We start from the raw sequence: 13,300 nt of genomic DNA, 5'->3' as shown, positions 1-13,300 counted from the left end.
CCTCGACCGACTTTCAGCTGCTGCACCTGGGCCGCCCAGAACGGCTGATCGGACGTGACCCAGAGGATGAGGGTGGGCATCCCGGCGCGTAGACCCGCGGCGGTGGTGCCCGCCCCGCCGTGGTGGACCACCGCCCGGCACTGCGGCAGGATCGCCGAGTAGTCGATCAACCCAACAAGTTTCACGTGTTCGGGTTGCCGGACGACGGGCTGGTCGGCGGGGGAGTAGATGAGCGCACGCTCGCCCAATTCGGCGCACACGTCCGCGATCATCGCGACTGTCTCGGCCGGCGATTGCACCGGCGTGCTCCCGAAACCGAAGTAGATCGGCGGCGTTCCGGCCGCGATCCATGATTCCAGGTCGTGGTTGGGTTCGGTGTGCAACTGCATCGACAGCGCACCGACGAAGGGCCGCCGCCCGTTCCACTCTTCGACGATTCCGGGAAACATTGCCGGGTCGTAGGCCTGAATTTCCGGCGCCCCGGAATTGACGATCCGTGTGAGCGCCGGGGCTGATGCCGGTGGCAGGCCCAGTTCGCGTCGCTGGGCGCGGTCGGCGTCCTTGGTGGTGTAGGAGTACAGCCGCCAGGACGCTTTACCGACGGTGCGGGCGACCTCGGAAGGCATCGGTACCGACGGCAGCCCCACCTGCCCGTTGACGTGCATCGGGAAGTGGTGCAGCGCGGCGAGCGGAATGCCGTGGTACTCGGCGACATTCGCCACCACACCGTGATAGGTCTGACCGGTCATCAGCAAGTCGGCGCCGTCGGCCAGCTCGGTCAGCGTCTTGCCCATCTCGGCCCAGCCTTCGACGAACAGCTGCTTACCCGCCTGCGCCAGGTTGAAGGGATTCTGCGCCTTGGTGAGGTTATGGACGAACGCCGCAACTTGATTGATCTGTATGCCGGAGTCCGGTCCGTACGCGACGCCGGTCAATCCTCCGGCCTCGACGAACCCGATGAGGTTGGGCGGCACCGCCATGCAGACGTCGTGTCCGCGGCGGAGCAGTTCCATACCGACTGCGGCACATGGCTCGACATCGCCGCGGGTGCCATGCGTCGCCAGCACAAATTTCATCGACGTCAGGCGGAGGTCAGCTCGTCGTACAGCAGGTCGGCCAGGCTGCGCACCGTCGTGTTGATGTTGGTGGCGGTGATGCGGATCCCGGTTTCGGACTCGATCCGGGTGCGCAGTTCCTGGCTGCTCAGTGAGTCGAGCCCGTACTCGGTCAGCATCCGGTCGACGTCGATGGTGCGGCGCAGGATCAACCCGATCTGCTCGGAAACCATGCGACGCAGTCGGGCCGGCCATTCCTCCTGCGGCAGCCTGTCCAGTTCGTTGAGAAACTTGCTGTTGCCCGCGTGCTTGGCCGTGGCTTTGAACGCCTCGGCGAACGGACTGTGCTGGGCGAACGCGTTGAGCCACGGTGATCCGATGACTGGGGCGTAGCCGGTGTAGGCGCGGTTGTGCCGCAGTAAAGCCTCGAAGGCGTAGGCGCCTTCTTCGGGCTGAATGGCGTCGCCGGCCGCCTCGGCGAAGGACGTCGCGCGGCCGATCTCACCCCACGGGCCCCAGGCGATCGAGGTGGCCGGCAAGCCTTGGGCCCGCCGCCAGTGGGTGAATGCGTCCAGCCAGCTGTTGGCTGCCGCGTACGCCCCCTGGCCGGGCGAACCGACCAGCGCCGCGGCCGATGAGAACGAGCAGAACCAGTCCAACGGCTGCCCGGCGGTCGCCTCGTGCAGATTCCACGCCCCATGCACCTTGGGCGCCCAGTCGCGGCGAATCAATTCCTCGGTGATGTTGGGCAAGGTGGCGTCCTCGACCACAGCGGCGGCATGCAGCACCCCGCGCAACGGCAGACCGGTGGCAGTTGCGGTGGCCACCAGCCGCTCGGCGGTGCCGGCCTCGGCGATGTCGCCGCACTCCACGACCACGTCGGACCCGATTGACCGGACCATTTCGATTGTCTCCAAAGCCTTTTGCGAAGGCTGTGAACGTGAACTGAGCACAATGCGGCCGGCGCCGGCGCTCGCCATCTTCTCGGCCAAGAACAAGCCCAGCCCGCCAAGCCCACCGGTGATGAGGTAGGAGCCGTCGGAGCGGAATGCCGGGGCTTGCTCGGGCGGCATCACGACGCTGCTGCGCCCGACATGCGGGATGTCGAGGATGAGCTTGCCGGTGTGCTCGGCCGCACCCATCACCCGGATTGCCGTCGCCGCGTCCGCCATGGGGTAGCGGGTGATCTGCGGCGGCGGCAGCGCCCCGCTCGCGACCTGCTGGTAGACCGTGCTCAGCAAGGTTCCCACCTGAGCGGGATGACTCTCGGCCATCAAGGCGAGGTCGACGCCGTAGAAAGCGAGGTTCTGGCGGAAGGGGAACAACTCCAGTCGAGTGTTGGAGTAGATGTCGCGCTTGCCGATCTCGATGAAACGTCCACCGAGGGCAAGCAGTTTGATCCCGGCCTGCTGGGCGGCGCCGGTCAGGGAGTTGAGCACGATGTCGACGCCGTAGCCGTCAGTGTCACGGCGGATCTCTTCGGCGAACGACGTGCTCCGGGAGTCATAGACATGCTCGATTCCCATGTCTTGCAGCATCTTCCGACGCTCCGGGCTGCCGGCGGTGGCGAAGATCTGGGCGCCGGCGGCGCGCGCGATGGCGATGGCCGCCTGTCCCACCCCACCGGTCGCGGAGTGGATCAACACCTTGTCTCCGGAGCGGATCCGCGCCAGATCGTGCAGGGCGTACCACGCGGTGGCGTAGGCGGTGGTGGCCGCGGCCGCCTGGGCGTCGGTGATGCCGTCGGGGACGGTAGCGGCCAGGCGCGCGTCGCAGTTGAGGAAGGTGGCCCAGCAGCCGTTGTTGGACAGGCCGGCGACATGGTCGCCGACCTGGTGGTCGGTGACGTCGGAGCCGACCGCGGTCACCACGCCGCCGAAGTCCATGCCCAGCTCGGGCAGTTTCCCGTCGAATGTCTGGTAGCGGCCGAAAGTGGCCAGCACGTCGGCGAAGTTGACGCTGGACGCGCAGACTGCGACCTCGATCTCGCCGGGACCCGGCGGCACCCGGTCGAACGCGGCGAACTCCAAGGTCTCCAGGTCGCCCGGAGTACGGATCTGGAGACGCACCCCGGCTTCGTCGTGGTCGACGATGGCGGTGCGACGTTCCTCGGGCTGCAACGGGCTGGGCAGCATTCGGGCGGTGTACCACTCATCGTTGCGCCACGCGGTCTCGTCCTCGTCGGTGGCCAACAACAATTGGCGCGCCACCTGCTCCGCCCCGGTCTGCTCATCGATATCGATGTAGCTCACTTTCAGGTGCGGATTCTCCGAGCTGATCACCCGCAGCAGGCCGCGCAGGCCGCCTTGCTCGAGGTTGGCGCGGTCGTCGGCCAGCACCGTCTGCGCATTGCGCGTCAACGCATACAGCCGCGGGGGTGAGCCGAGCAGTTCCGGCAGCTCGCGAGCGATTCGGACCACGTGTTCGACGTACTGCCCGCCGCGGTCTGCTGCCTCCCTATCGGCGCTGTGTTGCGGCGCGGTGAGCAGCACCACGCCGTGGAACGCGCCCGCCTCGAGTTCGCTGCGCAACTGCTGGGCGTGGGCGGCGTGGTCGCCGGCAAACGGCCACGACAGGGTGGTGGCTTGCGCGTCGTGCACTTTGAGTGCGTCGGTGAGCGCGGTTGCGGTCAGGTCGGCGGTGTCGGAAGTGCTGACCAGCAACCAAGCGCCGGGCTCGGTGACGGTTTTCTCGGGCAGCTCGCGGGGTTGCCATTCGATGGTCAACAGCCGCTCGCTCAGCACGCGGCGGCGCTCGCTGTCCGGCGACGCGCCGGTGCCCAGTTGCAGGCCTCGCACGGCCATCAATACGGCGCCGTTCTCGTCGACGATGTCGAGGTCGGCCTCCACCCCGGCGGCGCCGCAGGCGGTCACGGTGGCATAGCAGTACCGCGCGTGCCGGGCTGAGCTGTAGGCGCGCAGCCGACGAATGCTCAACGGCACCAGCAATCCACCCGAGGCGGCGCTGTCGTGGCTCCCCACACTCGGATGTGCCGCCACCGCCTGGAAGCACGCGTCCAGCAGCGCCGGATGCACCAGGCCGTAGGTGCCTTGTTGGGGACGAAGTGGGCCGGGCAGCGACACCTCGGCCAGCACGGTGTTACCGGCGCTTTCGGCGATGTGCGCGCCGCCGAGGCCGGTGAACGCCGCTCCGAGTCGGTGGCCCCGCTTGTCCATCCATTTGCGGATCTCATCGCCGTCCACCGGGCGTGGGTGCTTGGCCAGCAATTCGGCGATGTTGTGCACCGCAGGCTCGTCCGACGGGTCGGCGGCGTGCAGCAGGGCGGTGGCCTGCCGTTCGTAGCGGCCCTCGCGGTTGCTTTCCGCGGTGAACGCGACGACGTCCGGCGCTTCAAACGTCGCGGTGATGCCGACCGGGGTCACTTCGTCGAGTTCCAGCGAGTGCTCGAAGCGCAGGTTGCGAACTTCGGCCGTGTCGCCGAGTACGGTACGAGCGGCGACCAGCGCCATCTCGCAGTAGGCGGCGCCGGGCAGGGCGGCCGAATTACGGATTTCGTGATCGGCCAGCCAGGGAACGGCCTTGGTGCCGACCTCGCCCTGCCACACGTGACGTTCCGGTTCTTCGGGCAGGCGTACGTGGACACCCATCAATGGATGTGCGGGCACCAGCGCGCTGCGGCGCGCGACCGAATCCAAGCCGTTGGTCGCCAGGAGCAGCGAGCGCTGATTCCAGCTGGGTAATGGCGCGTCGAGCAGCCGTCCGCTGGGGTAGAGCGCGGAGAAGTCGACCGCGGCACCGGCGGTGTACAGGTCACCCACCAGCCCGCGCAGGCCGTGGGGTAGCGGCTGCTCGCGGCGCAGGGCGGCCAGGGCGGCGGCTGACTTGTCCAGGCTACGGGCGGTCTGGTCGACCGCATTCGTCAGCAGCGGGTGTGGAGACAACTCGGTGAAGACGCGGAAGCCGTCTTCGAGGGCGGCCTGCACCGCGGCGGCGAAGCGCACGGTGTGGCGCAGGTTGTCGGCCCAGTAGCCGGCGTCGCAGTACGGCTCTTCGCGCGGGTCGAAGGAGGTCGCCGAGTAGTAGGGCACCTGCGCCTCGAGCGGTTCGAGGTCGGCCAGCACGTCGTACAACTCGTCGAGGATCGGGTCGACCTGCGGGGAGTGCGAGGCCACGTCGACGGCCACCTCGCGGGCCAGCACGTCGCGCTCCTCCCACGCGGCGAGCAGGTCGCGCACGGTCTGGGTGTCGCCGCCGATCACGGTGGACTGTGGCGAGGCGACCACCGCCACCACGACGTCACTGACACCCCGCGCGACCAATTGCGTGATGACCTCTTCGGCAGGCAATTCGACCGAGGCCATGGCTCCGGCGCCAGAGATGCGGGTCATCAGTTGGGAGCGGCGGCAGATGACCTTGACGCCGTCTTCCAGCGACAGGGCGCCGGCGACCACCGAGGCGGCGGATTCGCCCAGGGAGTGGCCGATGACGGCGCCGGGGGTAGCACCGTAGGCCTTCATGGTGGCGGCCAGCGCGACCTGCATGGCGAACAGGGTGGGCTGGACGCGGTTGATGCCGGTGACCTTCTCTGGGGCGGTCATTGCCTCGGTCACCGAGAAGCCGGATTCGGCGGCGATCAGCGGCTCGATTTCGGCGATGGTGGCGGCGAACACCGGCTCGGTGGCCAGCAGATCCTTGCCCATCTCGGCCCATTGCGAGCCTTGCCCGGAAAACACCCACACCGGGCCCTTGTCGTCCTGGCCGATGGCCGGCGGGTAGGGCACCTCGCCGGTGGCGATCTCGCGCAGCGCGTCAGTCAGCTGTGCGCGGCTGTCGGCGAGGACGGTGGTGCGCACCGCGCGCGGGGTGCGGCGACGAGCCAGCGTGTAGGCCAGGTTGGAGATGTCGAGGTCGTCTTGGGCGTCGACCCAGTCGGCGAGCCGGGCCGCTGTCTGGCGCAGCGCGTCCTCTGAGGACGCCGACAACGGGAAGATCAGCACGCCGTCCAGAGCGGTGCTGTCGTCGGCCTCGACGGTGGTCGGGTGCGTTGGGGCTTGTTCCAAGACCGCGTGCACATTGGTGCCGGAGAACCCGTACGACGACACCGCCGCCCGGCGCGGCGTCGCCTCGATCGGCCACGGGGTATTCTCTTGCGGGACAAAGAGATTGGTTTTGATTTCGGCGAACTTGTCCGGCATCTGGGTGAAGTGCAGGTTCTGCGGGATCACGCCGTGCTGCACCGACAGGACAGCTTTCATCAGGCCCAGCGCGCCGGCGGCTGACTGCGTGTGACCGAAGTTGGTCTTGACCGACGCCAGAGCGCAGGGGCCGCTCGTCCCGTAAACCTCGGCCAAGCTGGCGTATTCGATCGGGTCACCGATCGGAGTGCCGGTGCCGTGTGCCTCGACCATGCCAACCGTCGTGGGGTCAACGTTGCCTGCCGCCAGCGCCGCCCGGTATGCCTCGACCTGAGCGGGCAACGAGGGGGTGACGATGTTGACGGTGCGACCGTCCTGATTGGCGGCGGTGCCACGCACCACGGCCAGGACTCGGTCGCCATCTCGCTGCGCATCCTCGAGGCGCTTGAGCAGCATCATCACCGCGCCTTCACCGGACACGAAGCCGTCGGCTTGGACGTCGAACGCGTGGCAGTGCCCGGTGGGGGACAACATGCCGATGGCCGAGCCTGAGGCGGCCTTGCGGGGTTCCAAGGTGACCGAAGCGCCACCGGCCAAAGCGATGTCGCTTTCGCCGTCGTGCAGGCTCTGGCAGGCCAGGTGGATTGCCGACAGCCCCGACGAGCACGCGGTGTCGACGGTCATCGCCGGTCCGGTCAGCCCCATCGCATACGAGATGCGGCCCGAGCCCATGGCGAAACTGTTACCCATGTACCCGTAGGGCCCGCTCAAGGTGTCCGCGGCGGCGTGCATGAACAGGTAGTCGTCGTGCATCAGGCCCACGAACACGCCGGTCCGCACGCCGGTCAGGGCATCACGGGTCAGGCCGCCGTGCTCCATCGCCTCCCAGGAGGTCTGCAGCAGCAACCGGTGTTGCGGGTCCATCTCGGTCGCTTCACGCTCGGTGATACCGAAGAACTCGGGGTCGAAGTCGGCCACGTCGTCTAAGAAGGAGCCCCACTTGCACACGGTGCGACCGGGCACGCCCGGCTCGGGGTCATAAAATTCCTCCACATCCCAGCGATGGGAGGGAACTTCGGTAACGAAGTCGTCGCCACGCAGCAACGCTTCCCACAACGCCTCAGGGGAGTCGATGCCTCCCGGCAACCGGCATGCCATACCGATCACGGCAACAGGAGTGACACCAGTCCTGTCCACGGTCGTTCACCTCTCCCTACGGGTTTGAGTCAGCGGCTTCCTGGTGGCATGGGCCCTCCCCGAAGCGGTGCCAATTGTCTCGTTCCGGGCCCAGGGAACCGGGCGGCTGGCCTACGCCGGCTACCACCCCCGCGTCGAAGCCCACTGCAGTTCGTGACTGTTCAGCAGCGTATCTGCTCGACCCGCACGATGTGGAAAAATCGTGCGGACGTACTAAAAAGTTCTGCCCACCTGCGCCCGGCATGCCCCCTCAGCTGGGGTTTGACCTGGTTGGGCAGCGAGTGCCGCCCGTCGTTCCTTACGTGCGGCGGCTTGATGGGGACAAAAGCGGGCAGGCGATTTTTTGAAAACCGCACACGCACCGTGTGCCCGCGTCATATGCTTCATCTCTCGGTGCCGCAGGACCATGGCGGTCGTCCTCGCCGGACGAGAATATTGCCGTCAGCGACTTTGCTGACGTCGCAATTCAGGGTCGGCGCAATTCCCGGTCTTACTTAACCTACGGTGCGAAAAGTCGGCTTATCGACTTTCCCGACTTTACGTCCCTTTTCCCAGTTCGGCGGGGAGGACGCAAAGCCGAGTTTGTCGATTCTTTATCGTGCCACCTGAACTGCCGCGTTTGCGTACTGACCCTCGGCGGCCCGCTCGAACACGGACTTGAGGACCTCGAGATAGCGGGTCACCGACTCGCGCGCAACCGGGTTATTCGGGAAGTTCACCATGACGGAAACCTCGTCGAAAAGACGGATCACCGAGAAGTACAGGTAAGCCGGATTCCGGCCGTCGTTGTAGGCCGTCGCATTCGCACCTTTCAGCGCGGTGGCGACAACTGCAGAAAGAGGCGGCAGACCGGCGTCCATGTAATTGGTCATGAAGAATTGCGATGAATTCCGCTTCAACCATGGCGCCAATTCCAGGACCCGCTCGTAGGGCACATTCGCCATATTCATGTTCTCGTCGAATGAGGCCTGCGTGGAACGGGCTGTTTCTTCGAACGAGTTCGGGTCGATCGCCACGGTGTAAGGCACCGCCCCGGTGAACCAGCCCATCGACAGGTACTCCTCGGGCGAGGTGCGCTTGTCAACCGGCGTCATACCGAAATAGGTTTCCTGGCCGGTCAGTTCGTGGTGGGCCAATGCGACGCAGCCGAACAGCCCACCGCTGAAGCGGGCTTGGGCTGCCATGCACCGGGCTTCGAACTTCGCCGTTTGCTCAGGCGTCAGCAGCTTCTCGATGAGAATGTCCCCACCGCAAGTCAGCGTCTGCTCACCCAGCGGCAACGGAAACTCCGGCAGCCCGCCACCGTTGTTCTCCGCGAAGTCGATCCATTTGCGGACGTCGGGGGAGTCCAGAGTGCAGTCGGCCGCAGTCTTCGCTTCGCGGATGCAGAAGTTGTCGTGGCTACCCGGCTCCGGCATGACCAGCGGCGGTTTGCCTTCAAGCAGCGCGCGGTAGTTGGTGAGGATCTCGACGTACAGCGACGAAACCACGGCGGGGTCGCAGTGCAGGTGGTCCACAATCGCAAAGAGCGAGCAGTGGTTCTCGTGCTGAATCAGGCCGAACCGGAAGCAGTCCCATTCCAGCGGAGCCGGCGTTGAGATAACCAGGTCACGCCATTCCGGCTGCGTCAACTGACCATGCTGAATCGGAGCCAGTTGAATGTCGCGAGGGTTCTGAATTTTGTGCCGAATGATTTCTTTCGGCCCGTTGTACTCGAACCAGCTGCGGTACGTCTCGTGCCGGCGGACATGCGCATTGATGACGTGCGTCATCGTACGAATGTCGCACTTGCCCGGAATCTCCCAAGAGCCCATAACCAGCCGCGAATAGTCGAGGCCACGCTCGCCGAATTCCACATATCCGCGCAAATGGCCGGCTTGCATGGAACTCGGGGGCACGTCAACGATCGGTGCTTGCTTGGCTTTCGCGCGCGAGGCCGGTGTTGGCTGCCACGTCACGACCGAACCCGGTCCTGGCTCCCAGTCGTAGACGATTCCTACGCCGAGAGTGACGTCTGCTGATCCCCCGCCTATGATCACGCTTCCTCCTCGATATCAGCCAACTGTCAAACAGTGGCGCTCGTCCTTTTCTACCTCATGAGGGTGTTGCTATGTCGCCTTTTGATGTCAATTCGTCGTAAAGGTGATCTGCCAGGCCGCGGACTGTCGTGATGTCCGTCGTGGTGACTCGAATCTTGACCTCGGACTCGATGTGGGTGCGCAGTTCGAGGTTCCCCAACGAGTCCAGACCGAACTCGGAAAGCGGCCGGTCGACGTCGACGGCGCGACGCAGAATCAGGCCCACCTGCTCAGAAATCATGCGGCGCAACCGGGCGGGCCATTCCTCGCGGTCGAGCTCGACGAGCTCGGCCAGGAACTTGCTGCTACCCGAGCGCCCCTTGCCGGCCGACTTGAAAGCCTCGGCGAACGGGCTGCGCTGAGCGAAGGCCGACAGCCAGGCCGAGCCGTTGATCGGGGCATAGCCGGTGTACGCCCGGTCGTGCCGCAGCAGGACTTCGAAGGCGTAGGCACCTTCGTCCGGTTCGATCGCGTCACCGGAAGTTTCGGCGTACGCCGTACCCCGACCGATCTCCGCCCAGGCGCCCCACGCGATGGAGGTGGCCGGCAGGCCCTGCGCGCGCCGCCACAGCGTGAACGCGTCCAGCCAGCTGTTGGCCGCCGCGTAGGCGCCTTGACCGGGCGAACCGGCCAGGGCCGCAGCCGACGAGAACGAGCAGAACCAGTCCAGGGTGTCGTTTGCCTGAGCGTTCTGCAGAGCTTCGTGCAGATGCCAGGCACCGTGCACCTTGGGCGCCCAGTCCCGTTCGATCAGCTCGTCGGTGATGTTCGGCAACGTGGCGTCCTCGACGACCGCGGCGGCGTGCAGGATCCCACGCAACGGCAAGCCGGTGGCGGTGGCGGTGGCCACCAACCTTTCCGCGGTGCCCGCCTCGGCGATGTCTCCGCACTCCACCACCACGTCCGAGCCAATGGCGCGGATCAGCTCAAGCGTTTCCAGCGCTTTCTGGCTGGGTTGGGAGCGGGAGCTGAGGACGATACGGCCGGCTCCGGCGGTGGCCATCTTCTCGGCGAGGAACAAGCCGAGGCCGCCCAGACCACCGGTGATGAGGTAGGAGCCGTCCCCGCGGAAGACACGTGCATGTTCGGGCGGCAGTACGACGCTGCTCCGACCCGAATGCGGAACGTCGAGGATCAGCTTGCCGGTGTGTTCGGCCGCACCCATGACCCGCACCGCGGTGGCCGCCTCGGCCAGCGGGTAGTGGGTGGCTTGGGGCAGCGGCAGCAGGCCCTTGGCCGTCTGCTGATACACCGAGTTCAACAGGCCCCGGACGTGTGCGGGATGCGTGCGTGACATGAGCGCCAAGTCGACGCCGTAGAAAGCGAGGTTCTGCCGGAACGGGAAGAGGCCGACCTTGGTGTCCGAGTAGATGTCGAGCTTGCCGATCTCGACGAACCGCCCGCCCATGGCCAGCAGCTTGATCCCGGCTAATTGGGCGGCGCCGGTGACGGAGTTGAGGACGATATCGACGCCGTAGTCGTCGGTGTCGCGGCGGATCTGCTCGGCGAACTCGGTGCTGCGGGAGTCGTACACATGCTCGATTCCCATGTCGCGCAGAATTTGTCGCCGCTTTTCGCTGCCGGCGGTGGCGTAGATCTCGGCCTCGGCGGCGCGCGCGATCGCGATGGCCGCCTGACCCACCCCGCCGGTCCCGGAGTGGATGAGCACCTTGTCGCCCGCCCGGATGCGGGCCAGCTCCACCAGGCCGTACCACGCGGTGGCCGACGCCGTGGTCACCGCGGCGGCCTGTGCATCGGTCAGTCCCTCGGGCAGCTTGGTGGCCAGACGTGCGTCGCAGGTGACAAAGGTGGACCAGCAGCCGTCGGGGGACAGGCCGCCCACGTGGTCACCCACTTGGTGGTCGGTGACCTCGGGGCCCACCGCGGTCACCACACCGGCGAAGTCCAGGCCGAGCGGTGGCTGCTTGCCGTCGAAGGTGGGGCAGCGACCGTAGGCCGCCAGGACGTCGGCGAAGTTGATGCTGGAGGCGCTGACCGAGACCTCGATCTCGTTCGGCCCGGGAGGCACCCGGTCGAAGGCGGTGAACTCCATCGTCTGCAGGTCACCGGGCGTGCGAACCTGCACCCGCATGCCCTGTTCCTGGTGTTCGACGACGGTGGTGTGGCGTTCGTCCGGCCGCAGCGGTGTCGGGTACAAACGGGCCGTATACCACTGGTCGTTGCGCCAGGCCGTCTCGTCTTCGTCGGTTGCCAGCAGGAGCTGACGGGCCACCTGGTCGGCGCCCGTCGCGTCGTCGACGTCGATGTAACTGACCTTCAAGTGCGGGTGCTCGGCGCCGATCACCCGCAGCAGGCCGCGCAGACCGCCCTGCTCCAGGTTGGGGCGGTCCTCTGCCAACACCGTTTGGGCGTTGCGGGTCATGACGTAGAGCCGAGGCGACTGGCCGACCAGCTCAGGCAACTCGCGGGCGATCCGCACGGCCAGCTTGACGTACTCGGCCCCCCGATCGATGGAGTCTCGATCTGCACCGGCTTGCCGCTCGGTCAGCACGATTAAGTCGGAGAACCCGGCGGTCTCGAATTGTTCGCGCAGCCGTTGGGCGACGGCGTCGTGGTCACCGCGCAGCGGCCACGACATGGTCGTGCTCTGCGCGTCGTGCATCTTCAAGGCGTCGGTGAGCTGGGTGGCCATCATGCCCGCGCCGTCTGAGGTGCTGATCAACAAGAAGTTGCCCGGATCGGTGACGGTCTTCTCGGGCAGCTCGCGCTCGTGCCATTCGATCGCCAGCAACCGTTCGCTCAGCACGCGATAGCGTTCATCGCTCGGCGAGGCGCCGGTGCCCATCTGCAAGCCGCGCACGGACAACAACACCGCGCCGTTGTCGTCGAGGATGTCGATGTCGGCGTCCACCCCGCTGCCGGCGGGAGTGACGGTCGTGTGGCAGTACCGTGCGTTGCGCGCCGGGCCGTAGGAGCGAATGCGGCTGACGCCCAAGGGCAACAACAAACCGCCATTGCCGACGTTGCGGACGCTGGGGTGGGCCGCCACCGACTGGAAGCACGCGTCGAGCAGTGCCGGATGTATTCCGTAGCCGCCCTGTTGGGAGCGAATGGAAACCGGCAGGCCCACCTCGGCCAGCAGGGTGTCGTCCGTTTCGGAGGTGTATGCGGTGGCCAGTCCGCAGAATGCGGGTCCGAACTGGATGCCGCGCAGGTCGGCGTCTTGGCGCAGGTCGTCACCCGGGATGGGATTCTGGTGGCTGGCCAGCAGGGCTTCGATGTCGTGGCCGGCCGGCACCTCTTCTTCTTTGACCGAGCGCAGGACGGCCGACGCCCGTCGCGAACGTTCCCCACCGAGAGTCGTCTCGACCGTGAACGAAACCACTCCGGGCGCTTCGACGGTCGCGGTGGTGCCGACGGAAGTTTCCGCGTCGAGCAGCAGCAGTTGCTCGAAGTTGACGTCGGTCACTTCGGCTGCGTCGCCCAGGACAGTGCGGGCCGCGGTCAACGCCATTTCGCAGTACGCGGCGCCGGGCAGGGCAGGTGCCCCGTGGATCTGGTGATCCTCCAGCCAGGGCAGCGCGTCGGTGCCGATGTCGCTCTGCCAGACGTGCCGTTCGGGCTCTTCGGGCAGCCGCACGTGAGAACCGAGTAGCGGGTGGACGGCGATGGCGTGGGTGTGCGCGAGGCGATCGGTGCTTTCCAGCAGCATCAGCCGGCGGTGCGCCCAGGCCGGCAGCGTCGCGTCGACCAGCCGCCCGGTGGGGTAGAGCACCGAGAAGTCCACCGCCGCACCAGCGGCAAAGAGGTCGCCCACCAGTTGGCGTAGCCCGTGCGGTAGCGGCTGCTCGCGGCGCATGGCGGCCAGCGCTGCGGCCGACATGTCCAGGCCGCGCGCGGTCTGGTCGACGGC

The 13,300-nt window shown here is 66.7% G+C and carries 4 protein-coding genes; all 4 read right to left on the bottom strand.

Annotated elements, in window-relative coordinates; genetic code table 11:
• Window positions 1-1,076: glycosyltransferase (locus A9W95_RS18140; protein WP_067415744.1), on the bottom strand; the 1,076-nt coding region annotated here is incomplete at its 3' end.
• A 5-nt stretch (window positions 1,077-1,081) separates the two neighbouring features.
• The gene (gene pks2, locus A9W95_RS18135) at window positions 1,082-7,309 is read right to left on the bottom strand and encodes a type I polyketide synthase (protein WP_156746270.1); all 6,228 of its coding nucleotides are present in this window, start codon (window positions 7,307-7,309) and stop codon (window positions 1,082-1,084) included.
• Window positions 7,310-7,941: 632 nt separating this feature from the next.
• Window positions 7,942-9,204: a condensation domain-containing protein gene (locus tag A9W95_RS18130; protein WP_253851695.1), complete on the bottom strand. Its 1,263-nt coding sequence runs from the start codon at window positions 9,202-9,204 to the stop codon at window positions 7,942-7,944.
• 238 nt (window positions 9,205-9,442) lie between these two features.
• Window positions 9,443-13,300: SDR family NAD(P)-dependent oxidoreductase (pks2, locus tag A9W95_RS18125; RefSeq protein WP_156746269.1), on the bottom strand; the 3,858-nt coding region annotated here is incomplete at its 5' end.

Source organism: Mycobacterium sp. 1423905.2, assembly GCF_001673155.1.
Taxonomy (GTDB): domain Bacteria; phylum Actinomycetota; class Actinomycetes; order Mycobacteriales; family Mycobacteriaceae; genus Mycobacterium.
This window is presented reverse-complemented; position numbering and strand designations above follow the sequence as displayed.

Coding starts and splice junctions, on each gene's coding strand:
- pks2 (WP_156746270.1), bottom strand. CDS start 7,309: ATGGCATGCCGGTTGCCGGGAGGCATCGACTCCCCTGAGGCGTTGTGG.